This is a genomic window from Allomuricauda sp. TY007, from assembly GCF_010468565.1.
Lineage (GTDB): Bacteria > Bacteroidota > Bacteroidia > Flavobacteriales > Flavobacteriaceae > Flagellimonas.
In genome coordinates, this window is the sequence record NZ_WUEG01000006.1 from 14,628 (window position 1) to 38,997 (window position 24,370).

At 41.0% G+C, this 24,370-nt stretch carries 24 protein-coding genes; 11 read left to right on the forward strand and 13 right to left on the reverse strand.

The window, feature by feature from the left end; translation table 11 throughout:
* The first annotated feature begins 5 nt into the window (after positions 1-5).
* Together GO009_RS07890 and GO009_RS07895 are read left to right on the forward strand one after the other, a co-directional pair.
* A complete protein-coding gene (locus tag GO009_RS07890; protein WP_163625670.1) occupies positions 6-1,337 on the forward strand; it encodes a M28 family peptidase in 1,332 nt (443 codons plus the stop codon).
* A 174-nt stretch (positions 1,338-1,511) separates the two neighbouring features.
* Complete coding sequence (locus tag GO009_RS07895; protein ID WP_163625671.1) at positions 1,512-3,122, forward strand: M1 family metallopeptidase; 1,611 nt, start codon at positions 1,512-1,514, stop codon at positions 3,120-3,122.
* 71 nt (positions 3,123-3,193) lie between these two features.
* Here the strand turns inward: GO009_RS07895 and GO009_RS07900 are convergent, their stop codons facing one another.
* Both GO009_RS07900 and GO009_RS07905 read right to left on the reverse strand, forming a co-directional pair.
* Positions 3,194-6,583 carry a ThuA domain-containing protein gene (locus tag GO009_RS07900; protein WP_306770397.1) on the reverse strand — a complete coding sequence of 1,130 codons (3,390 nt, stop codon included), beginning with the start codon at positions 6,581-6,583 and terminating at the stop codon, positions 3,194-3,196.
* Between the two features lie 217 nt (positions 6,584-6,800).
* Positions 6,801-8,060: a nitrate/nitrite transporter gene (locus GO009_RS07905; RefSeq protein ID WP_163625673.1), complete on the reverse strand. Its 1,260-nt coding sequence runs from the start codon at positions 8,058-8,060 to the stop codon at positions 6,801-6,803.
* 100 nt (positions 8,061-8,160) lie between these two features.
* On the opposite strand from GO009_RS07905, the gene GO009_RS07910 reads away from it, so the two are divergent.
* From GO009_RS07910 to GO009_RS07935, 6 genes are all read left to right on the forward strand, one after another.
* Positions 8,161-9,567: an amidohydrolase family protein gene (locus tag GO009_RS07910; protein WP_163625674.1), complete on the forward strand. Its 1,407-nt coding sequence runs from the start codon at positions 8,161-8,163 to the stop codon at positions 9,565-9,567.
* A 96-nt stretch (positions 9,568-9,663) separates the two neighbouring features.
* A complete protein-coding gene (locus tag GO009_RS07915) occupies positions 9,664-10,356 on the forward strand; it encodes a DUF2490 domain-containing protein (protein WP_163625675.1) in 693 nt (230 codons plus the stop codon).
* A 64-nt stretch (positions 10,357-10,420) separates the two neighbouring features.
* Positions 10,421-11,008, forward strand: coding sequence for a superoxide dismutase family protein (locus GO009_RS07920; RefSeq protein ID WP_163625676.1), 588 nt, complete (start codon positions 10,421-10,423; stop codon positions 11,006-11,008).
* A 105-nt stretch (positions 11,009-11,113) separates the two neighbouring features.
* Complete coding sequence (locus GO009_RS07925; RefSeq protein ID WP_163625677.1) at positions 11,114-11,740, forward strand: YceI family protein; 627 nt, start codon at positions 11,114-11,116, stop codon at positions 11,738-11,740.
* 76 nt (positions 11,741-11,816) lie between these two features.
* A complete protein-coding gene (locus GO009_RS07930; RefSeq protein WP_163625678.1) occupies positions 11,817-12,344 on the forward strand; it encodes an RNA polymerase sigma factor in 528 nt (175 codons plus the stop codon).
* 2 nt (positions 12,345-12,346) lie between these two features.
* Positions 12,347-13,144, forward strand: coding sequence for an anti-sigma factor (locus tag GO009_RS07935; protein ID WP_163625679.1), 798 nt, complete (start codon positions 12,347-12,349; stop codon positions 13,142-13,144).
* Here the strand turns inward: GO009_RS07935 and GO009_RS07940 are convergent.
* Positions 13,141-14,121, reverse strand: a complete 981-nt coding sequence (locus GO009_RS07940; protein WP_163625680.1) for a CorA family divalent cation transporter — start codon at positions 14,119-14,121, stop codon at positions 13,141-13,143. The genes GO009_RS07935 and GO009_RS07940 overlap by 4 nt on opposite strands.
* A gap of 70 nt (positions 14,122-14,191) precedes the next feature.
* Here GO009_RS07940 and GO009_RS07945 point away from each other — a divergent pair, with 70 nt between their 5' ends.
* Positions 14,192-14,728, forward strand: coding sequence for a mechanosensitive ion channel family protein (locus tag GO009_RS07945; RefSeq protein WP_163625681.1), 537 nt, complete (start codon positions 14,192-14,194; stop codon positions 14,726-14,728).
* 91 nt (positions 14,729-14,819) lie between these two features.
* On the opposite strand, the gene GO009_RS07950 is transcribed toward GO009_RS07945, so the two are convergent.
* The 3 genes from GO009_RS07950 to GO009_RS07960 all read right to left on the reverse strand — a co-directional run bounded on the left by GO009_RS07950 (position 14,820) and on the right by GO009_RS07960 (position 17,758).
* A complete protein-coding gene (locus GO009_RS07950) occupies positions 14,820-16,109 on the reverse strand; it encodes a hypothetical protein (RefSeq protein WP_163625682.1) in 1,290 nt (429 codons plus the stop codon).
* A gap of 196 nt (positions 16,110-16,305) precedes the next feature.
* Entirely contained in the window at positions 16,306-17,046 is a 741-nt protein-coding gene (locus tag GO009_RS07955; protein ID WP_163625683.1) for a DUF4331 family protein, read from the reverse strand.
* A gap of 19 nt (positions 17,047-17,065) precedes the next feature.
* Positions 17,066-17,758, reverse strand: coding sequence for a DUF4331 family protein (locus tag GO009_RS07960; protein ID WP_163625684.1), 693 nt, complete (start codon positions 17,756-17,758; stop codon positions 17,066-17,068).
* Positions 17,759-17,924: 166 nt separating this feature from the next.
* Here GO009_RS07960 and GO009_RS07965 point away from each other — a divergent pair, with 166 nt between their 5' ends.
* Positions 17,925-19,115, forward strand: coding sequence for an LETM1-related biofilm-associated protein (locus GO009_RS07965; RefSeq protein WP_163625685.1), 1,191 nt, complete (start codon positions 17,925-17,927; stop codon positions 19,113-19,115).
* A 90-nt stretch (positions 19,116-19,205) separates the two neighbouring features.
* Here GO009_RS07965 and GO009_RS07970 read toward each other — a convergent pair whose 3' ends face one another.
* The 7 genes from GO009_RS07970 to GO009_RS08000 form a co-directional block, all read right to left on the reverse strand.
* The gene (locus GO009_RS07970; protein WP_163625686.1) at positions 19,206-19,961 is read right to left on the reverse strand and encodes a LytTR family DNA-binding domain-containing protein; all 756 of its coding nucleotides are present in this window, start codon (positions 19,959-19,961) and stop codon (positions 19,206-19,208) included.
* An 83-nt stretch (positions 19,962-20,044) separates the two neighbouring features.
* Complete coding sequence (locus GO009_RS07975; RefSeq protein WP_262886998.1) at positions 20,045-20,296, reverse strand: 2TM domain-containing protein; 252 nt, start codon at positions 20,294-20,296, stop codon at positions 20,045-20,047.
* Positions 20,297-20,380: 84 nt separating this feature from the next.
* Positions 20,381-20,686 carry a 2TM domain-containing protein gene (locus GO009_RS07980; protein WP_163625688.1) on the reverse strand — a complete coding sequence of 102 codons (306 nt, stop codon included), beginning with the start codon at positions 20,684-20,686 and terminating at the stop codon, positions 20,381-20,383.
* Between the two features lie 2 nt (positions 20,687-20,688).
* Positions 20,689-20,991, reverse strand: a complete 303-nt coding sequence (locus tag GO009_RS07985; protein ID WP_239057419.1) for a 2TM domain-containing protein — start codon at positions 20,989-20,991, stop codon at positions 20,689-20,691.
* A 44-nt stretch (positions 20,992-21,035) separates the two neighbouring features.
* On the reverse strand, positions 21,036-21,314 hold the full coding sequence (locus GO009_RS07990; RefSeq protein WP_163625690.1) for a 2TM domain-containing protein: 279 nt from the start codon (positions 21,312-21,314) through the stop codon (positions 21,036-21,038).
* A 322-nt stretch (positions 21,315-21,636) separates the two neighbouring features.
* Entirely contained in the window at positions 21,637-22,965 is a 1,329-nt protein-coding gene (locus tag GO009_RS07995) for a 2TM domain-containing protein (RefSeq protein ID WP_163625691.1), read from the reverse strand.
* Positions 22,966-22,971: 6 nt separating this feature from the next.
* The gene (locus tag GO009_RS08000) at positions 22,972-23,595 is read right to left on the reverse strand and encodes a hypothetical protein (protein WP_163625692.1); all 624 of its coding nucleotides are present in this window, start codon (positions 23,593-23,595) and stop codon (positions 22,972-22,974) included.
* Positions 23,596-23,755: 160 nt separating this feature from the next.
* Between GO009_RS08000 and GO009_RS08005 the strand changes: the two genes are divergently transcribed.
* Entirely contained in the window at positions 23,756-24,367 is a 612-nt protein-coding gene (locus tag GO009_RS08005; RefSeq protein WP_163625693.1) for an FMN-binding negative transcriptional regulator, read from the forward strand.
* Positions 24,368-24,370 lie beyond the last annotated feature (3 nt).

The window sequence follows — 24,370 nt, forward strand, 5'->3', positions numbered from 1 at the left end:
CAAAAATGAAAAAAGTACTTACACTCCTATTGTTGACCATTGCATCCATTGGTTTTTCCCAAACCGATACCCGGATGTACGACATCATCAATTCCGTATCGGCAGATCGTATTGAAAGTGATGTGACCACCCTTGTTAATTTTGGTACAAGGCACACTTTGAGCGATACCGTTTCACAAACCCGAGGAATTGGTGCCGCAAGAAGATGGATCAAGTCGGAGTTCGACAAAATTTCTTCTAATTGTGGAGATTGTTTGGAAGTGTTTTATCAAAAAAACCTGATTGAAGAAGGTGATAACGCCCGAATAGTCAAAGATGTTGAAGTTGTAAACGTAGTAGCGATTCAGCGTGGAACCAAGTTTCCGAACCGCTTTATTATTATGAGCGGTGATATTGATTCACGCGTAAGCGATCCAACCAATTACACTTCCGATTCTCCTGGAGCCAACGATAATGCCAGCGGTATGGCGGGCACCATTGAAGCTTCGCGAGTGCTCTCCAAGTATAAATTTGAAAGCAGCATCATTTACGTTGGTCTTTCGGGTGAAGAGCAAGGACTGTATGGTGGAAAAGGTTTAGCTGCTTATGCCAAGGAAAAAGGCTGGGATATTGTGGGTATCCTCAATAATGATATGATTGGGAACATTACTGGTGTGGACGGTGTGGTGAGCAATAGGGATTTCAGGATTTTCTCGGAACCCGTTCCGCCTACCGAAACCGAACAAGAACGGAGAGCAAGACGTTTTTACGGTGGCGAAGTAGATGGTATCTCCCGCCAATTGGCCAGATATGTGTACAAAACCACAAAGACCTATATGCCCGAAATGAACCCCATGATGATTTACCGACTGGACAGATTTGGGCGCGGTGGCCACCACAGACCTTTTAATGATGCGGGATACGCAGGTATTCGAATTATGGAAGCCCATGAAAATTACACACAGCAGCATCAAGATATTCGTGTGGAAGATGGCATCGCCTATGGTGATGTATTGGAACATGTAAATTTTGAATATGCCAAAAAACTCACGGCGGTCAATGCCATTAACCTAGCTTCTATTGCGTGGGCTCCGCCAGCTCCCGAAACCGTAGAAATTGGCGGTATTGTGGAACCCAGCGCCAAACTAAGATGGAGCAAGGTGGATGGGGCCGTTGGCTATAAAATCTATTGGAGGGACACCACCTCACCTACTTGGGACAGTTTTAAATTTGTTGGTAATGTTAGCGAACATACCTTGGAAGGCGTAGTTATTGATAATTACTTCTTTGGAGTGGCCGCAGTTGGCAAGGATGGGCACGAAAGCCCGGTGGTTTTCCCGAACAAGGTTTTTAGATAGGGTTTGAATGTGTCATTTCTACTGACCCCTGAGCATAGTTGAAGGGAAGCAGGAATCCAGAGTATTTCATAGGATAAGATTGGATTCTGCACCAGGTGCGGAATGACAGGTTGTTACCTGGACACAGCACAACATTTTTTTAACTGATTTTAAACTACTTACCAAGTATTAATTATGAAGCAAAATTTTTTTCTAGTTTTCCTATTGGGGTTGAGTATTGCATCTGCGCAAAATTTTACTAAACAAGACACCTTAAGGGGCAGTATAACTCCAGAAAGGGAATGGTGGGATTTGAACTACTATCACCTCAACGTGAAGGTGGAACCCTCCGATAAGTTTATTTCGGGGCACAACGTTGTTCGGTACAAGGTTTTGGAAGATGCCAAAATACTTCAAATTGACCTACAAGAGCCCATGAAAATTGAATCCATCACACAAGACGGTAAAAAATTAAAATACACTTCTGTAGGAAACGCTCATTTCATCAAACTGAAGAAAAAACAGGTTCCTGGTGAATTCAACGAACTAAAAATAGCATACTCTGGGCATCCTAGAGAAGCGGTAAGAGCTCCATGGGACGGTGGTTTTTCTTGGAAGGAAGATGCCAATGGCAACCCTTTCGTTGCTACATCGTGCCAAGGTTTGGGCGCCAGTGTATGGTGGCCCAATAAGGACCACATGTACGACGAGGTGGACAGTATGCGCATTAGTGTCACCGTTCCCAAAGATCTTATGGATGTATCCAACGGACAATTGGAGAGCGTTGCCGACAAAGGTGATTTTAAAACCTACAACTGGGTGGTAAAGAATCCCATAAACAACTACGGTGTTAATGTTAATATTGGAAATTACAGACACTTCAGCGAAAAATATGAGGGAGAAAAAGGCACGTTGAATTTGGATTACTACGTGTTGCCCGAAAACTTGGAAAAAGCCAAAAAACAATTCGCCCAAACCCCAATGATGCTCAGAGCTTTTGAACATTGGTTTGGCCCCTACCCTTTTTACGAAGATGGCTTTAAATTGGTTGAAGTGCCTTATTTGGGCATGGAACACCAAAGTTCCGTTACCTATGGCAATAAATACGAAAATGGATATCTGGGCCGGGATTTATCCGGTACCGGTTGGGGGCTACAATTTGATTTTATCATTATCCATGAGGCTGGGCACGAATGGTTCGCCAACAACATTACCTACAAAGATATTGCCGATATGTGGGTACACGAAGGATTTACGGCCTACTCCGAAAATCTGTACCTAGACTATCATTTTGGTAAAAATGCATCTGCCGAGTATGTTATCGGAACTCGTGCCAATATCCAAAACGACATACCCATTATTGGCCCCTATGGAGTAAATCAAGAAGGTTCGGGAGATATGTACTACAAAGGTGCCAACATATTGCATACCCTGCGCCAATTGGTGGATGATGATGAAAAATGGCGTCAAATATTGAGGGGGCTCAACAAGGATTTTTATCACCAAACAGTGACTACGGAACAGATTGAAAACTACTTAAGTAAAAAATCTGGTAAGGATTTATCCGCTTTTTTTGATCAATATTTGCGTACTACCCTAATTCCAAAATTGGAATATAAAATTGAGGATGGTTCTATTACCTATAGATATGTTGATGTGGTAAAAGATTTTGATATGCCCATCAGAATATTTGTAAATGGTTCTGAGAAGTGGTTATTCCCCAATGCTGAATGGCAAACAGAGGAACTAGAGGGAAGCAAGGTTGTTTTTGATGAAAATTCCTATATAGAAACGAAAAAAATCTAATCCAAAAGACTTTGACAAAACAAAAAGGCTCCGCATATTACGGAGCCTTTTTTATTTGACTCATCAGTTGTTTAATTAAACTGTACCTGTGTTAGTGCAAAAGGGCTTCCACCTTCACCTTCAGCTTTGTAGGTAAGGTATAGCTCAGGTTGTACTCCATCGGTTTTTTCAATGGGTATTACAATAGCTCCTCCTTGGCCACTGAGACCATCAGGATTAAGTTGTCCTGTTCCGAGGACTTCGCCATCAGGAGCTCCAGCCCTTAACTCCATGGTATAACCTATACTTGGAGGCTCTTGCCATCCAACAATGGCCATCAATCTACTTACACCTGTCAAATCTGTGTTTTCTATTTTCAACCATCCTTCGGCAGCGTTCAAAAGTTGCAACTGCATTCCACCAAAGGCCATGGCCTGCATACCCTCCGTAGGCGTGCCCTCTGGAAAAGTCATGGTATTACTGGCCAAAACAACCGTTTTTGAGCCTGTTAATGGCAACGCTTCCGCTGTACCTTGGTCGGTATAACTGGCTGTTAGTAAAAATACTTCTCCCTTCTCCTTTGCCTCTGGCTTTACTGTACCGGTTAAAGGGAGTGATGGTTGCTTATTGCCGCCACCTGTCAAGGACTGAATATACTGGGTAATCTGTCTAGCTTCCATTTGAGTGACATTAGGGTGGGCTGGCATTACCACTTCGCCCCAGACACCGGAACCACCTCCAATAATTTTAGCCATTAAATAGTTGGTTGCACCTCGGTCGCCCTTGTACTTCTCCGAAACTTCAAGATAGTTTGGTCCAATCGACGCCTCTTTTTCCTTGTGGCATGATTTGCAGTCCAAACTCTGGGTTAACGCTTTGCCCATTACAGCACCAGATACTTGCTGGTGGCCCAAATTCATGTTCACCTCATCCATACCGGAACGGTATTCTACCGAAACATAAACATTATCCTCATCAACTTCGCTATCCGCATCCGAAACCGAAACCTTGTATCCGATTGGTTGTCCTGGTATATAAAATGATGAATTCGCCTGGTCCAATTCAATATCCACTACAGGTCGCTCATTACCCGCAACTATAGTTTGGTCAAGGCTCGAAACTTCCTCGCCTGCTGTATCTTTAGCTATCACATTAAGTTTATAGGAACCTGCATCTTTGTACGTATACGTTAAAGTGGGTTCCGTGGTCTCCTGGGTAGTTCCATCTCCCAAATCCCAAACATAACTCATGCTATCGCCTTCCCGATCGTGGGCTTCAACAGTGGCTGTAACGGTAAGTGGCAGTGAACCGGAATCGGTATCCACTATAAAATTGTCTATTACAGGGGCTCGGTTACCTCCATTGTATTCAATATAGCTCAAACCACTGTCCGGGTTTGCAGAGAACCAACCACTTCCGTATTCCAATAGGTAAACGCGTCCATCGGGACTCATTTCCATATCGATCAAATTGCTTAATTCGATGTCTGGTGCAAAAGGCTCCATTTTGTTTACAGAACCATCTTCAAAAAGATGAACGGCCATCATCCAACCTCTCATCCAATCATAAATGATTACTTTTCCATCGTAATAGGCCGGCAATCCACCACCATTAGGGTATAAGTCTGACCAATACGTAGGTCCTGCCATAGCGTTTCTTCCTCCCGAACCTGTTTGGGGGAAATCCTGGCTTTCTCCATAATGATAGTATGCATATGCTGGTTGGGCAGGAGGCAACTCTCTTAAACCTGTATTGTTCTTGGAATCGTTGATTGGTTTCTCCGGATCGAAAAACCTTCCGGATTCCCCTGTTTCATAATTATACTTGCTATAGGCAAAATTATCTCCGATAAACATGGGCCAACCGTAATTTCCGGGTTCACGAGCCTGGTTCATTTCATCATATCCTCTTGGGCCACGGGTTTCGAGACTGTCAACTCGTGCATCAGGTCCCACATCGCCCCAATACAAATATCCACGTTTTAAATCAACCGAAATCCTGTATGGGTTACGGTGTCCCATGGTATAAATCTCTGGTCGTGTTTTTTCTGTACCTACAGGGAAAAGGTTGCCTTCAGGTATATCGTAACTTCCATCTTCGTTGACTTTAATTCTAAGTATTTTACCACGAAGGTCGTTGGTATTTGCAGAAGTACGTCTAGCATCAAATTGTTCCTTGCCCGGTATATCGTTCAAGGGTGCATATCCACTATTTACATATTTGGCCTCTTTGTCATCAAAAGGTGTTGAATTGTCCCCTGTTGATAGATATAGATTCCCATTTGGTCCAAAAGCAATAGAACCACCTGTATGGCAGCATATTTCACGTTGGCTGTCCAACTCAAGAATTACTTGCTCGGAATCCATATCAAAATTCCCATCCTTAAACTTAAAACGCGAAAGTCGATTTATCCAATTGTCGCCTGATGGAGCATAATACAGGTAAATCCAATTATTTTCCGAAAAATTTGGGTCTTTTTGAAGCCCCATCAGCCCTTGTTCTGCATTTACCCCTGGTGTTTCCAGTGTTTTATGGTATACATCCAAAAAGGCAACTTGGCTGATTTCTTTGGTCTCATCGGAATACAGCATTACTTCTCCCCTACGCTGCGCAATCAACACATCATTGTTTGGTAGCACGGTCATTTCCGTAGGTTCAAAAAATTGCCCCGTAGACAATGTTACCTTACTGAAGCGGTCGGTCTCGGGTGGTATTTGGGATGTTGCCTTGGCATAATCCAATTCAAGGTTTTTACCGATGGCATAGTTAATACCTCCAAGAACATGTTTTAGAAAGAGTTCCTCGGTATAACTTTCGTCCGTATGTCCTGCTGCAGTGTAAAACGCACGGCCACCATCAAATTCGTGATACCATGCCATTGGATGATAATCCCCGTTTTCCCCACCTTCGTAGGTGGACTCGTCCACGGTCATCAAAACATTGATACCATCGTAAATATTTTTGTAGTTGTACAATTCATCGCTACGGTGCCATACGGAATCTGTTAAAAATTCTGTAGATGGATGGTTTTTATCTTTTATGATAAAATCCGCCTCTGGTGTTCCTGCCGGATGGCTCAAGAATTGAGCACCGACCAATTTGTTGTACCAGCCCCAATCGTACTCGGTATCGGCCGCTGCGTGAATGCCCACATAGCCTCCCCCTGCTTGAATGTAACGCTCAAAAGCTGCTTCTTCACGTGCATTGAGTACATTTCCTGTTGTACTTAAAAACACGATTGCGGAATACTTGGCCAAATTTTCGTCGGTAAATAATTGGCCGTTTGTTGTAGTGTCAACAACAAAATTGTTCTCTTGGCCCAATCTTTCAAGAGCCGCGATTCCTGATGGGATAGAAGCATGTTTAAATGCCATTGTTTTTGAAAAAACCAAAAGCTTGGGCGGCCCTTGGCGTTTTTTCTCACACCCAACAAGAACAAAAAGTAGGCATAACGCCCCTAAAATGTAATTCTTCATGTGCATTAATAATTGTTGTAAAATCTTAAAGTTTAGTTTTGGCAATTAGCTAATAGCTAACTATGTGGCAATATAATTACTATTTTGGTGAAAACCGGCCTCTATTGTCTCAAATTGTAAAAATAAACGGATTCGTTGTAATTCAACGATATTATAACTCTGTTTCAATTGGTTTATCATGCCTTTTTACAAATTGAGGCACCACTTCCATAAATAGTCTTCATTATTTGTCCCTACCGTACTTTTTGTGATAAATCCATGCTGCTACTCCCCCAACAAATGCAAAAGCGCTCAACATCCAGAATACATTTTGGTGTCCCAATTCCTCTCCGGGGTGTGCATCCAGCAGCATACCGTAGGCCGGACCCGCAAAGACATCGGGGGTATAGCCGATCAAAGAGATGAGTCCGACAGCGGTTCCCGTTAATGCCAATGGTATTTTACCAACGTGCATTACTCCAAAATACAGAGCCCGTATGCCGTAAACACCTGCCGCAATAACAACTACCGCTATAAAAAACAAGAGTGTGGTTGTTGGGGCTATCACGCCACTGGCAAAGAGCAATCCTCCAATCAATGCCAAAACAAAGCTTACCACTAAGAGCCATGTAATTTTCAATCTATCCGCTATCAAACCAAAAAGAATGCCTGCGGTAGGACGTAGAAATTGCAACAGGGTTCCCACTTTGGCGGAATCCACTTGATTGTACAACATGACTTCTTCGGTATATTGAGAGATGATATCCGTAATCTTGTAACCTACGTAACCACACAGTATAATTACCATGAGCAACCAAACCGATGGTAATTTAAGCACTTGCTTTATATCTTTCCAAGCAATGTGTTCGAGAATGATTTTCTGATCACTTTCTGTGGTTTTCATAAAAAACCACACTAAAACCCCTACCAAAATAATAATGATGGAGGCTGTATATAGAACATAAGTAAACGCTTTTTTGCGGTCATCAAGATCGGCAAGATCGGGAGACTCCGATAAAAAAAACGAAAAGACCACTACGCCCATCAAACTGAACAAGGCACCTGTTAGTCCTCGACCACCATCGAGAAAGCCAAAGGCTTTTCCTTGGGAATCGGTTCCTCCCCAAATTCTTGTGGCCTTGATCATGGGTGCCCAAAAAAGGAAAATGGTAGTAAAACCCCACCAACCATACAGGACTTGAAGCACCCAAAAATCAGGATATTGGGCAAACAAAAAACCTCCCAAAGCGGTCATCCACAAAGCAATGGCTATCAATTTTCGGGGAGCGAATTTATCTGCCAAAGGTCCGCCCAACACATAAGAAACCATAGCCACCAAACCGTACACCGAAAAGCAAAGCCCCAACTGAACATTGTCCAACTCCAAAACATCCAACACAGTGGGTCTAAAAACGCGCGGCAATACAAAAGGAAGGATAAAGATGGCCTCTCCCGAAAGAATCAACAATAATAAATAGAACCAACTCGGTTTTGTTTCGTTCAAAACTAGGATTTGGATAAAAGTCACCACAAAAACTGGAAAAACCCAAAAGCGTGAAGAATAAAAAATCGGGTATCTTTAAGGTTTCAAAAATCAACCCTAAATGACCCGACTACTTTTTTTATCACTCCTACTAGCTATTGTAAGCTGTAAAAAGGAGACCACCAACCATTACGGTTTGGCAATCACCAATGCACAGGTCATCCATCTGGAAACCGGAAATGTTGAACACCAGAACATTTTTATTTCCAATGGTATAATTGAAGCGGTCGAAGCAGTTGGCTCAAGTAATTTTAAAGCTGATTCCACCATCGACGCCTCTGGAAAATATCTACTGCCCGGTTTTTGGGACAACCACATCCATTTACGTGGCGGGGACACTTTGATTGCAAACAACAAGAATTTTTTAAAATTATTTATTGCCAACGGCATTACTACGGTCCGTGATGCAGGTGGTGACCTTACCCATTCTGTTATGGAATGGAAAAACAAAATCGCTTCGGAAGAATTGACCGGCCCCACTATTTTTACTGCAGGACCTAAAATTGATGGTCCAAAAGCCACTTGGGCGGGCTCTTTGGAAGTTGAAACGGAAGAAGATGTTGTACAGGCTTTGGATTCACTTGAAGCCTTGAACGTAGACTTTGTAAAAATTTATGACAGCAGGATTTCTCCTGAAAACTACTTAAAAGCCATCGAAGAAGCCAAAAAAAGGGGATTCACCGTATCGGGCCACATGCCGTTTACTGTTACTCTGGATAAAACCATTAATGCCGGAATGGATGGCATTGAACACCTCTACTACATAATGAAGGGTAGTGCCAGCAATGAACTTGAAGTTACCAAAAAAATGAACAATGGCGAAATGGGCTTTTGGAATGCCATGCCCGCTCTTTTGGACGCTTATTCGGATGGTACCGCGCAAGCGACTTTTAATAAATTAAAAGAATACGATGTTTTTGTGGTGCCAACACTTCATATTGGAAAAACATTGAGTTATTTGGATGAGGTTGACCATACCAAGGACAAATACCTTAACTACATGGGCCAGGGAATAATCAAGACCTACCAAGGTAGAATCCGGTCAGCATTAAATTCATCAGAAGAAGCTAGGGAAAATCGTAAAAAACTTGATACATTCTTTGGTAAATTGACTAAATCACTTAACGATGCCGGTGTTCAGCTATTGGCCGGGTCGGATAGTGGTGCATTTAACTCCTACACATACCCCGGCATATCCTTGCACAAAGAATTACAGGTAATGGTGGAAAACGGAGTATCACCATTGGATGCGCTTCGCACCTCAGCCTTTAACGGCGCCAAGTTTTTAAATAAAACCGATGATTATGGAACTGTTTCCAAAGGAAAAGTATCAGACTTGGTTATTTTGGAAGCCAACCCTTTGGATGATATTGAAAACAGTCAAAAGATCTTTACAGTAATCAAAGGAACCCAAGTATTTTCCAAAAGTGAGTTACAAGAATTATTGAAGAGTGCTGCAATTGAATAACATCGTTTTGAACTAACGCAATTCCTTTACACTAATTAAAGATCAACGTATCATATTTTGGTATCTTTAGCATTTCATTTTTTTTAAACCTATTATATGATCAAAAAATTAGCAACCCTATTTATCTTATTTGGATTATTAACTGTAAATGCACAACAACCCGGGGAGGATGAAATGGGTGCCTGGTATATGTATTTTGGCACCAACAAAGTTTCGGAACGCTTCAGTATTCATACCGAGGCCCAGTTCCGGTTTTACGAAACCACCAGCAACTTTAACCAAATGCTTCTGCGAACCGGACTCAATTATCATATAAATCCAAATGCCATAGCTACGGCCGGTTATGGTTATATTGATACCGACAATACCTACTTTGAGCTCGAAGGCGAGGTCAACTCCAAAGAACATCGGATTTTTGAGCAGTTTATTCTAAAGAATAAAGTTTGGGAACTTCTATTTGAGCACCGTTACAGGTTAGAACAACGTTTCTTGGATTTTGGCGAGACTACAGAAACCCAGCATCGGGCACGCTACCGTATTCAGATGACCTTGCCCCTTACAAATACTTTTTTTTTGAATTTCTATGATGAGCTTTTTATTAACCTCCAAGATGATTTATTCGGTCAAAACCGACTATACGGAGCTGTTGGCATACACATTACGGAGAACAGTAGTGTGCAGCTGGGGTACCTGAGAAACCAGTTTGCAAATGCCGTTTATAACCGATTACAGTTGGGAGTTTTCTACAATCCAGATTTGAGGGGACTCTTCAAAAAGAAGAAACCTTAAAAATGTTTGACAGCAGTACATATTATCCCTAACTTATAGGCTAATCTTTAAAACAATAATTTTAATGAAAAAAGTACAAATAACAGTCCTAGCGCTACTATTTATAACGGCCTTTAGCTGCAAGCAAGCAAAAAAAGAAGCCCAAGAAACAACGGAGGAAGTTGAGGAAACCGTTGAACAAGTGGCAGAAAAAATCGACCCACAGGTCATTACTTTTGAAATGGAACCAAAAAGCGATAGCAATGTAAGTGGTGAAGTCGTTTTTACCCAAGATCAAGGCGAAGTGATCATGAGAGCTACCTTTTTAGGACTTGACGAAGGTGAGCATGCCATTCACCTGCACGAAAAGGCCGATTGTTCGTCTGCCGATGGAAAATCAACCGGAGGACACTGGAACCCAACTTTTGAAGAACACGGAAAATGGGGTTCGAAAGATGGTTACCACAAAGGCGATATTGGTAATTTTACCGCTGATGTCGATGGGAACGCCACCGTAGAATTTTCTACGGACGAATGGTGCATTGGTTGCGGCGATGAGAAAAAAGATATTTTGGGGAAAGCGGTAATCGTTCACCAAGGTGTGGATGATTACACATCGCAACCTTCAGGTGCCGCAGGAGCAAGAATTGCCTGTACCGGCATCATTCAATAATATTGAAATAACAACAATGCAAAAAGCTGTCCAACCGGGCAGCTTTTTTTTGTTGACCGCCCTTTAAATATTGTCTAACTTGGACCTGAATTTAAAATAACCGGGATGAAAAAATTTCAAATTGCCGCATTAAGCCTGTTACTGGTAGCCGTTTTTAGCTGCAAGCAAACAAAAAAAGAAGAAGAAAAAACAGAAGAAACGGTTGCCAAGGCCTATAGTATTGTAGAAGATTCCACCACTGTTAGGTTTACTGCCTATAAAACTACAGATAAAGTTCCCGTTGGCGGAACTTTTCAAGAAGTTGAATTGACTTACACCTCTGGCGAAACACCCGAAGAAACATTGAACGGGCTTGAATTTACAATTCCTGTAAGCAGCCTTTTCACCAATGACCCCACCAATGTTAGGGATCCCAAAATTATCGAGTTCTTTTTTGATAAAATGATAGAAACACAATCCATAAACGGAACCTTCTCTTTTGATGAAAGCAACAAGTGTTCCGTGAACCTGAGGATGAACGGTGTATCTGCAGAACTTCCCGTGGAATATGAAATCACCGATGACAACCATGTAAATTTCTCGGGGATTGTGGACTTGAAGAAATGGAATGCTTTGGATGCCTTGGCTTCTTTGAACGAAGCTTGCAAGATATTACACACTGGTTCCGATGGTGTCAGCAAAACTTGGGAGGATGTTGCTATCGAAGGTTCTGTTTTATTGGAGCAGAAATAAGCAATAGCTTTTCAACAAAGATTTATGAAGAGGGCTGTTAAGAGCAGCTCTTTTTTTATATATTTAACCAACTTCGATGAATCTGGATAACCTCATACAGCAATTTCAACAAAAAGACACGGTCGCTTTTGAGACCTTGTACAATATGTATGCTGAAAATATATGTGGGGCAATCAATGTAATTGTCAAAGATTCCGAGCGGTCCCAAGAAATTTGTCAAGATGTATTTGTGAAGATTTGGGAGAAATCGAACCAGTACGATGCTTCCAAGGGACGTTTTTTTACATGGTTATTAAACATTGCACGGAATGCCGCTATCGATGAAGTGCGCTCAAAAGCCCATAAGAACAAAAAAAAGAACCTTCCCGTTGATTCTCTCGTAGGTATTTATGAAAACGGCGAAGATTTAAACAGTAAAATGGACACCATCGGTCTTCAATCTTTATTAAAAGGGTTGAAAGAAAAGTGCATTTTATTGATAGATATGCTTTATTTTAAGGGGTATACCCAGAAAGAAGCGGCCAAAGAGCTCAACACGCCAATTGGTACCATAAAAACAAGGATAAGAAGCTGTATTTCTAACATTAGAAAAAATATGGCATAAGCATGGATGTAGAAGAATACATAGCGTCTGGAATATTGGAACTCTACGTTGCTGGAGCACTGCCCCCCGAAGAAAATTTGGAGGTGCAGCATTATGCCATTCAGTACCCTAAGATCAGAAAAGAAATTGAAGCAATTGAAAGAGCTATCCTTGAACTTACCGAAGCCGCTTCGCCAAAAATGCCACAGGATGGGTTTGCAAAGGTAAAGGCTGAAATAAACGATGTTATTCCATTTACTCCCCAAACCACTTCAAGCAAGGCAACTCCGTGGCGAAGTTATTTAGGATGGGCAGCATCGGTACTATTGGCCATTGGTTTGTTCTGGATGTATACGGAAAATTCCAAACTCAAATCCGAGATAGAGCTTACCAATCAGGAAAAACAAAGCTTGGAGGACGTTCTGTCCAACACCCAAGAAGAAATAACCCTTAAGGAAAACCTATTGCAACAGCTTAGGGACAAAAACGTGACGGTGATCGCCCTTGGCGGACAAACGGTATCCCCATCATCTTACGCAAAAGCCTACTGGAACAAAGAAGAAAACAAGGTGATTATTGATGGGCAAGGTCTGCCTGAGCCGCCAGATGGGTTCACCTATCAGGTTTGGTCCTTGAAATTAGACCCGCTCACCCCTACAAGTATTGGGTTGCTGGATGATTTTGCATCACAGGACACCAAACTCTTTACCTTGGAAAACGCCAACGATTCAGAAGCATTTGGTATTACTTTGGAACCTGAAGGCGGTAGTGAAACGCCAACGCTGGAACAATTGTATACCTTGGGTGCAGTTGGTTCCTAAAACCATTTTTTTCGTTTAAAAATGATAATGGAGGTTATAGTAACAACAAGCATCACACCCAACAATATAAAATAACCGTAGGGCCATTTTAACTCGGGCATATTTTCGAAGTTCATACCATAAATACCGGCCAAAAATGTAAGTGGGATAAACACTACCGAAAAAATGGTCAAGGTCTTTATAACCTCGTTCAATCGGTGTCCTTGCACACTGAAAAAAAGGTTGATTTGGCTTTCCAATTCCATAATATCGGAATCTATATCGGTGATCAATCCATTGATCTGCTCCCTGAGTTCACTAAAATACTTAGTCTGAAATCCTTTTACCTCCACCCTTTCTAGTTTAACTATAATATCCCTAAGCCCATGTGACGCCTTTTTAAAATCTTGAATGACAGCCTTTTTTTGTTCCACTTCGAACATAAATTCCGGTGTAGGCTCACGTTTTACAATGGCATCCAATGCGTTTTCCATTATCACACTTTCCTCATATTTATCCTTATAGTTGTTTATCAAGGTTTCCAGAATAAAGAAAAGGAGGTAATCCGCCCGTTTTTTTCTGATGATTCCCTTGTTTTCGAATATGCGTTGGCGAATCCAATCAAAATGGTCGCCCCGTTTTTCTTGTATGCACCAATTAAAATCCTTGGACACCACAAAATACATTTGTTCGGATTCCATACCATGCCCTTCGGTTTTTAGGATTTGGGCAGCAATAAACAATTGGTCTTCCAATACTATGACCTTATTGCCCATTTTTGGGTTCAACAACAATCGTAATAAAAAATCATCCAGGCCATTGCCACCAACCATTTGTCTAAACTCCTCCATATACTCCAACCCATAAGTGTTTACCCAGGTAATGGATTTATCTCCTTTGGAAAGTTGCATATCTTCCTGTAAAGAGAATTTACGGTTGTAGTAATTATCCGGCGAGTAATTTATTACCCATGAATTTTCTTCAAATTCTGTTATCATGGCTTAAAAAGTGAAAGGGTTTATTCGTAGTTTAGGACTATAAGTTAATCCAAATTTACTAAGAACCATTATGATTGACCCCATGTCCTTTAAATCCGAGATTTTATTCACTATTGTTCTTCTGGCCATCATCATAGCCCTCAATTCGTTGAGCAAAAGGGCCATTAGGCGTTTTGGCAAAATCAGTTCCATTGATATGAACAGCAGGAAAATTATTTTTTACTTGAGCAACTTGCTGTATTATCTAGTAGCGTTCATTGGAATTTCGTTGATCTGGGGTGTAAACTGGGAAGATTTTTCTGTGTTTATATCGTCCATCCTGGCCATTCTGGGAGTTGGGTTTGTAGCCCAATGGTCCATTTTGTCCAACTTAACGGCCAGTGTTATACTGTTTTTTAATCATCCATTGCGTTTGGGCGACAGGATCCGCGTAATGGACAAAGATTTTGATTGGACGGGCAAAGTAGAGGATATTAGCGGTTTTTACCTTTTTATGCGCACTGATGATGGCAAACAAATAACAATACCTACCAACTTGGTGATTCAAAAAGGAATAGAAATATTAAAAGAGGAAAAAACGGAACCCGACTTAAGTCCCGATAAATAAAACGCCATGGCTTTACAACCATGGCGCACCTAAAAACAACAACCAAGCCGAGACCATGGCGATCTCAAACCTAGGTTCTTATAAGAGATAGTTAGAGACTGGCTATTTGAGCCTCTTTTATAGGCCCAAGTTCGTATGCTGCCCCCATTAGCTCTTGCTTTAATTCGCTTACCCTTTCTTTTTTGCCATTGGCTTTGTAGATTTCAGCCGCTTGATGAAGAATGGCCGGCTCATAAGTAGCACCGATTACGTGCTTTTCTATGACCTCCATGGCCTGTTGTTCTTCTCCCAAATAAAGCAAACTGTATGCCAACCACCCGTAAGACTCAGGCGTAGGTCTGTTGTTCACTTCTTCCTGTGCCAGCTTAAATGCACTCTGTTCCACATTCATGCTCAATAAAAAATCTACGTTATAGGCATTGTACATGTCGCCATAATCTTTGTTGCTGTCCACTACCCTATAATAGTTTTCCAATGCTTGGACTTTGAGCATATCTTCATTTAAAAAGGAGGCCACTTCAGCTTTCAACAGATAATATTCGGGAGATTTGTTCTTTTTTATGATGGAGTCCAATATCCTGATCGCTTCGGTACCATTTCTTTCGTGTGAGTAAACTATCCAAGCTATACCTTTTTTGGCGTATGCATTTTGAGGATCTAATCGGAGTGCTCTTAGGTACAGCTTATAAGAATCCTCAATTCGCCCTGCATGACCATAAAAATCAGCAAGATTGGTGTAGGACCACAATAGCAAATCTTTGTTTTTTGATGATTCGGCCTTAGCCGTAGCCCTTTCCATAAATTGAATGGCCGTATCCAAATCCCCTTTGTGATCGTTCCATTTTGCAACACGGATCAAATAGCCAAAGTCGGACATATTTTGGATGCTATCCAAATATTGGTTGGCCAGATCGTAATTACCCAATTCCATGTGCAGGTCAAACAACAAACTCTGCGTTTCTTTTACGCCACTTCCCAAAACCCTGGCTTCCTTGGCTAATTGCAGTGCTTCTTTAAAACGGTGTTGGGAGATATAATTCCTGGCAAGAGCCCGCAAATATCCCGATTTGCCCACGGCAGCGATTTCCACGGCTTTTTTAAGGGATCGCTCGGCATCTTTTAAATATTTGATGTCACCCGTTCCTTTAAAAAATCGACTGTATTCACTGGCTACATTGCCCAAACTGAGCAATTGCATACTATCGGATTTGATTTTGTTATCCCAAAGTTTAAAGTATTTGGATGTGGTCCTTACAGGTTCTGATGCCAAAAAGTAATCGTAATCCTGTCTATTTGTTTTGAATTCAGTTTCTTCCTGCTGACATGACGCCAAAAACAATAGGGCCAGCGGCAAAAAGATATATTGTATTGTAGTTTTCATTTTGTTGTTGTTTTTAAAATTAAATAAGGGGCTGTCTAAAATGTCGATTTTCGTCAACCTGAACTTGGTTCAGGTTCTCATAACAATTTGTTTATTATGATGATGAGATTCTGAAATACCTTGCCTGCCGGCAGGCAGGAATTCAGAATGACGCATTTCAATACTTTTCAAACAGCCCCAATCCCTTTTATAGCAATTACTCGGGCGCTCCCAAATAGGGAAATGTAGTTGAAATATTGGCCGTAAGCCCAACACCATCAGATGTTAGCCTTGGCAAATCGGCCATACCATCGTCATCAAGGTCTTGACCGCTAAATCGGTCACCTTCCATACCTCCGAAGAACAAAATCAGCGATACATCAATAATGTCATCGTTTGGGTGTCTTCCTGTTAAAGCCACCTCATCCCCGTCGGGCACCAACACGTTGCCATCGTTATCAAGGTCGGAGCCTGGATTAAAATATGTTGTAGGAAGATTAGGGGCCACTTCTAGCACATCAGCCGCCAAGACCGTGGTCAAGGTTGCGGCATCCAATCCTAGAATATTGTTCTCATAATTCACATCGGCAGGGTCCAATCCCAGTTTAAGGGCATAAACATCGTGGTATTGCTCCAATCTGGCTTGAAAACCTGCTTGGAAGGTGGCTGCCATTTCCGAAGGAATTGTGGTGTTGTGGGCATCTTTAACGCTTGCCTCACCTTCCATATCAAAACTCAATGTGGTGTTTATTCCTGGGCGACCAAGGTGATCCACCTGTGCAAATGTTCCTGTAAAATCGGCTCCCATCATGTCATCGTCGTCGCCCATCATATCATCATCCATCATCATGTCGTCGTCCATCATCATGTCGGTTCCGTTGTCATCGTTGCTACAGCCAACCACTAGGCCTAAGCTAAGCACAAGGGCTGTTATGTAAATTGATTGTCTTAGTTTCATAATATCTGTTTAAAGTTTCTTATTGTTTTCTGTTTGTAGTCACCCAGGTTTTATATACTGAAAGTCCAAGGGCGTTCGTAGCTGTTGGTGCTCCCAACATGCTGTTTGGAATTTCCACTACAATGGAAAGTGTATTGGCACCATCAAAAGTGTCTGCAGCTTCTTCTGGGGGCAAAAACCCTCCCGGAGCGGAATCCGTCTCAGGAGATATCACTGCATTGAACTGGAAAAAGTCAAAAAAGAACGGATCTTGTCTGGGCCCTGCAAAAAGTGATACTCCATCAGAGGTTGTTTCTACAATGGCTGTAGCACCAGAAATCTCCACATCGCCCAAAGCAGCATCGGTATACACTTCGCTGCCCAAACCTGTTTGGGAAGGGGCCGTTGGCCCAAAAAAGTACATTCTACCATCTCTTGCAATGGCTTGGATTACTTGGTCTTCTACCAAATCCCCATCCAAATCAATATTGATTTCGGTAAGTACATCCTCGTCAAAAGTTCCGTAAGCCAACTCGGGCAATACATTGGATTGCAGGTCTACCACAAATACGGTATTGTCCGACCCCTCGCTGGGTTCAAAAGCATAAAAATCGGCAATGTCCGCAGTGGTTCCAGCCGAAGAGGGCGCATCTATATGGTCTGCAGCGATCAATACTGTAGCTGCAATTACCAAGGCGCCTAAGCCTAATAGGTATTTCGTTGTTTTTTTCATGTTACTTGTTTTTAAAGTTTCGTTCACCCCTACCTACGGAACCTTTTAGGGGGTGGTTTGGTTTTTAAATGTTAAAATTATCTTAATGTAATTTTAATGAAGTACTCGTACCTAGATCAAAAAAAGTCGGATAATTTGTTTTACTTTGGCTAGTTAATTCATTAAAATGAACCCTTCTTCCTCTGGATGGATCAACAAGTTTGGTCACCTTGTAGACCAAGAGTCTTCTAAATTTAAAGACTTTAATAGCCTGTACAAAGAGCTCAAAGCAAATGGCTTTATTTACGGCGTGCATTTAGATATATCTTCCTTTATTGAGGTGGAACACACCTTGAGCGAAGATGAAATTGCCAAGATCAACTTGCTCACCGCTTTATATTTTACCTATACTTTTGAAGTGGGGAAAACGGATTTCGAAGCATTTGTAAACAAAGTGTTCGAGTACTACCAGTCTTTGAATGTTAGCAAGATTTCTTTCCTTGATAGAATATTGAGTGGTTCCAAAACGGTGTCACAACTTGAAAAACTGATTGATTCCAGAATCTATTTAAGTGACAATACCTTTAGCAGGGCATTGGGAAATAGCCTGACCAATTCCTTGCTGTATGTTGACATCCTCATATTTATGGTTTACCTCCGAGGCAATAGGGATATGATGGAACATGCCCAGCTTTTGGAGTACGTAACCATCAACATTGTTTACCATGCGCTCAACTCCAAAGAAACCCACGAATCTGATGAGAAATTAATTCAATTATTGGGTTCATCCCTAACCTATGTCGACCTCGACAAAACAAAATTTATTGGAAATTTTTCAGACTTATTGACCCAAAATTTTACCGAAAATGAAAAGGATTATTTTTTGGATATGGCCTGCTTGACCATCTGGGAAGACAAGGCTTTGGACTATACCGAAACGGACTATATTTTTGGTTTGGGAAAGGACCTCGGAAAGTCTAAAAAAGAGGTGGAACTTGAGTTGGGATTTGTTGCGGATTTCTTTGAAAAAAACAAAGATAAAATTGCCTATCTAAGCAACAAAAATTTGGCCGTTCAGTTCTACGATGGCATGTCCAAAAATGTGAGCAAACTTATTCTTAGAAATAGCAAAAGATTAAAAAAGGAACTCGACCAAAGTAGAGAGTTGGTCGCTCTTTTATCCAAGTCCACGGTCAAGGATTTAAATACTGAAGAGAAGAAAAAAGTACAAAATCAATTGCTCGATATTTTTAAGAGTATTCCCTCTTTGGCTATTTTTATGTTGCCCGGTGGAGCGATCCTTTTGCCTATTTTTATTAAATTGATTCCGAAATTACTCCCCTCTGCTTTTGATGATAACCGGGTGGAAGAAAAATAGTGTTTTTCTTCCAAAAAAACCACTATAAGAAAAATTTATGGTTAGTTTTTTAAATATTTTAATTATTGATAACCAGTGATTTAAATTTTTTTATTCCAACCATAACTTAAAGTCTCTAACGCGTTCTCTACTTACAATAACATCATGCTCATTAAAGCGGTTCAGTTTGATTTGAAGCCTTGAATTTGAGTATGAAATGATGTCTGCTATGTGGTTGATGTTCACATAGAACTTTCGGCTCACCCTAAAAAATGTCTGAGGTTCCAACTCCTCCTCCAACTGTTCCAAAGTAGTGTCCAACAAATAATTTCTTCCGTCCGAAGTTGCCGCATAGGTTCCTTTGTTTTCACTATAAAAACATTCCACATCCTCGGCGTTTATAATTTTTAAATGCTGCCCCACCTTGGCCGTAAATCGTTTTTTGTATTCCCTCTCCAAAGGGTTAATCAAAAGATTTTTTATGTCGTTAAAATCAATCGGCATTCTACGATTTTCGGGCTTAAAATTTTGATACTTTTTCACCGCGCTTTCCAGCTCTTCTTCGTCTATTGGTTTCAGTAAATAATCAATGCTATTTAACTTAAAAGCTTGGAGCGCATATTCATCATAAGCGGTGGTAAAAATGATGGCACTTTTTACCTCGATCGCATCAAAAATTTCGAACGAAAGCCCATCGGATAATTGAATGTCCAAAAAGATTAAATCGGGGTGGGGATTGTCTTGAAACCAAACAATGGAATCTTCAACGGAATGCAACATGGTGGAGACCTCAATTTGCAATTCCGAAAGCAATCTGGACAATCGTCTTGCCGCTGGTTTTTCGTCTTCAATGATCAGGACGTTCATTTTTTTTTGGTTGTTTTTGGTTAGATACTTTATTGCCTACTGCCCTCTAAATTATAATAGCTGACTTTCTACCTACTATTTTCTTATCTGTATTTATCAACATGGTCTTTGTCTTCATCCATATATTTTTGAATCTGTCTTTCTTCCCACTTTTTGAAAAAACTAAACTTATGGCGTAGTACAATTAGTGTATGGACTACCAGAATCACTCCCCAAATCAGTATGTTGGCATTGATCCAATCGTAGTAATAGGATTCCTTTGGAAATGTCTCTGGCAACAACGAGTTCAAAACTCCTGTCTTAAGCAACACCAGAGTACCGTTTACAATAACCAATATGCGATGTGCCTATAATAACCTTTAAGTTCCTGAACTCGTTTTTTAGCAGCCTCTCTGGCCATGTCTCTGTCTGTCATCGCTTTACTTGTACTTGTTCATTTCCTCTTTGTCCTCATCCATATATTTTTGGATTTGACGCTCTTCCCAGTCCTTTCCCAATAAGGGGTTGAACCCAAAGGTTTTGGTTGCATGGAACAACACTCCCAATCCCCAAGCTACCAATGTGATAAAATGTTCCCATTGCCAAAAACTATCCGACCTTAGGGAGATATTGATCAAAATAAAGGTGTTGATTACCACATAAATGGCCAAGTGTATATAAAAACCTTTAAGCTCATCTACCCTTTTTTTGGCTCTATTGTATTTTTCCTTATTATAGTTTTCCATGATTATTTCCATTTATTGTTCTGTTCTTCATCGCGCATAATCTTCTCTATTTTGCGCTTTTCCCATTGTTTTCCAAAAAACGGGTTAAGGTCAAAAGTTTTAATGGCATGAAAAACAATACCGATACCCCACCCAAAAGCGGCCCACAAAAACCACATATACCCGAAACCGGTGGTAAAATAATTGATCAGCGCCAATCCTGAGATCACCAAAACATAGGAAGTCAGGTTTCCGTAAAACTTTTTAAGCTCGTCCACGCGCTCCCTTGCCCGCATGTACTTGTTTTCTTTATCGGTATTTTCCATGGTATTCGTATTTGATGTGATGTTGCAGTTAAAAATACTCATTATTAAAATTCTTTATCGTTCATAAGTTCCTGAATCTTACGCTCTTCCCATTCTTTTCCAAAAAGGGGATTGTGTCCGTAAGCCGACATCCAGTGACCTATTAGTCCGAGACCCCATCCCACGGCCGGAAAAATAATCCATGGGAAACTTGTAGTGCTATAATTGATATATCCCAGTAAAGGAATCACAATTAGGTAAGCTGTAAGATTGTAATAAAAAGATTTGATGCATTCCACCTTCTCCTTGGCTTTGGCATATCGAAGTTCTGTTGCGTTTTCCATGACTGTTCGGTTTTGATTTTTGATTACACTGCTAAATTCGGCATAGCAACTCCCTTAATGAAAAATGAATTCCTGAACTGTACATTTATTGGGATGAATTGTAGTGTTGGGGTTTAGGGTTTGGGAGAGCAAGCAAAAAGGTTTGATGAAAACTACACGAAACCATTTTAAGTGAACTTGATACTTGAATTTGAATTTGAACTTGAGCTTGATACTTGAACTTAGCCAAACAAAGCATTCTCGACTGCTCCTTCGACTGTCTGCCCGTACGACAGGCGGGCGCTCAGGATGACAGCTCGAACTGACATCCGACATTTAAATTCTAAAAATCATCCTTATCCATAAGCTCTCTGATCTTGCGCTCTTCCCAACGTTTTCCCCAAAGCGGGTTATAGCCAAAGGCTTCCATTCCATGGACAAGTACACCGAACCCCCAACCGAATGTTGGAAAAAATGCCCAAAGAAAATCCGTTGTTTTAAAATTGAGCCACCACAAAAAGGGAATCACAATACAATAGGCCATAAGGTTGCCGTAAAAATCTTTAATTGCCTTTACCCGCTCTTTGGCCTTTACGTACCTTTTTTCTTCAATATAGCTCTCTTGGGTCTCCAATACGGTATATTTTTGGGTGAGCATGGGCAGAGACACACTAAAATCCGTTTCTGTTTTTTTAACGACCATTTCGCGGTCGGTTAAAATACGGTAGCGTTGCTTTATATTCTGTAATCCAACCCCGCTGCTTTTTTTCACCACTTGTTTTTCTTGAAGGTTATTGCTCACGACCAACATGCCTTGTTGTTCAAAAACTTTGATGTGCAATGGCCTTGATGAAGTGACCACATTATGTTTTACGGCATTTTCCAGCAATAGTTGTAGGGACAGGGGCACAATTTTAGCTTCAGGCTGGGAACAGCTATCCGGAATATCGAAGATGATGCTGTCCTCAAAACGCATCTTTAAAAGTCTTACATAGGTTCTGGCGAACTTCAGTTCTTCATCCACGGTAACCAAGTCCTTATTTTTCTGCTCCAGCACATACCTATAAACTTTGGACAGTGATGTTGTAAAGTTTTGGGCCTGATGTGGGTCTTCATCTATCAAACTGGTTAAAACATTGAGGCTGTTGAACAAAAAATGGGGGTCCAACTGGTTTTTTAAAGCATCGAAACGAGCAGATGCCGACCCTGCTATGATCTTCTGTTCTTTTACCTGCTTCTCTTTGTAATATTTATAGTAATAAGCAGCATAGAACAAAATGGCCACTGCCATGGAAATCAAAAAAGAGCTCACATAATACTCCATGCGCTCTTCTGCCAAAAATTGATCTATTGATTTTTGATATACCAGCACCACCAGAACAAATCTGGAAATACCAATTCCGATAATCGAGGCTATAACATTTCCCAGAAAACCATAGCCTATATATTTTTTCGTAAAAAGCTGTTTATCATACTTCCGCATCAAAATGATAAAGGAAGCAGAGTTGAGCATATAAATAATCACGGAAAAAACCATACTCTCCCAAAACTCTGTCCAAAGCTCTTGAAAAGTAAGGTCCCACCCCTTAACAAAGAAAATAATGAGCAAGACCATGTAAATGGCCACCCCCACTAAAAACGCCCTTACAAGTTCCCTTATTAAGAGTTTCATCCTTTTCTATTTACCACAATTTGCCAAAACCTCTTTAGCTCTTTCTTCTCCCCAAGTAGGGTAAAACGGTGTTTCGGATTTAAAGGTAGCAAAAAGTTCCAAGGCTCTTTCCACATCCTTACAATATGGTGTGGTGTCCTTGCCAAAGTATTTTGCCGACCCCATATCCCACTCTGCCTTGGAGAGTATAACCCGGGGGTTATTAGGGGCCAGTTCCATTGCTTTTTGATAGAGTTGTGCATTTTTTTGTGACAGGGTCATCCCATAAGTGGCACCATCAAAAGCAATCCAAGCTGTATTAATGAGTGCTTCTTGGATCAATATCTCAGGGTTGTTCGGTGAAATAGCTTTGGCCACATCTATAAATTCTTTGGCTTTTTCGAGCTGTTTGCTCAGTTTTTCTTCATCCTTTTCTCCAAATGAGATTATCGTGTTTATTTGAGAAACATAATAATACGGTAACCACTTGTCCGGTTCCGCAGTTGCTATTCGTTCGAACATGTTGGATGCCTCCATCATTTTTTGATTTCCCCATAGTTCGAAGGCCTTTTCCATCCCTTTGGAATACCGGTCTTGTGCATTGACAAAGGTGGCCCCAATGAGTACCATCAATAGGATAAGTTTTTTCATGACTGTCGCTTTTATGATTATTGATACCACAAAGATGGTTGGAGCACATCGCTTTTTAAAAGAAGCTTTACCGAACTGTAAACATTCGAGGATGAACTGTAAGGTATGCAAGCTTTAATTTTTACTTTAGCTGTTCGGTTCCAAAAAATTAAAGCAATCCATGTACATTCCACCTCACTACAACAATCAAAACATTGAAGAAATCAAGGATTTCTTGAGGAACAATAGTTTTGGCATATTGATCAACATTGTAGACGACAAACCATGGGGCACCCATATTCCTTTGGAACTGGAAACCGACGAAAACGGAAATGATATTTTGGTGGGCCACATTGCCAAAGCCAATCCTCAATGGAAAAATTTTACGGCCAAAACAGAAGTTCTGTGCATTTTTAATGGTCCGCATGCCTATATTTCATCTTCTTGGTATAAAGAGGAAGAAGTGCCTACTTGGAACTATATAGCAGTACATGTGTACGGAAATCTAAAGGTTTTAACCGAAGAAGAGACCATGCAATCCATGCACCGACTGGTAGATAAGTACGAGAAAGTCTCCAAAAACCCGATTTCCCTTAAAAACTTATCCCCAAAAACCTTGCGCCAAGTAAAAGGAGTGGTGGGTTTTAAAGTGCAAGTATCGGATATACAGGCTACCTACAAGCTATCCCAGACCCAAGCCAATGATCACCATAAAATAATATCAGAACTTGAGGAAATTCCAGACCCGGGAAGTCAAGATATTGCCCAGCACATGAAAGGCAAAGCCACTTAGTGG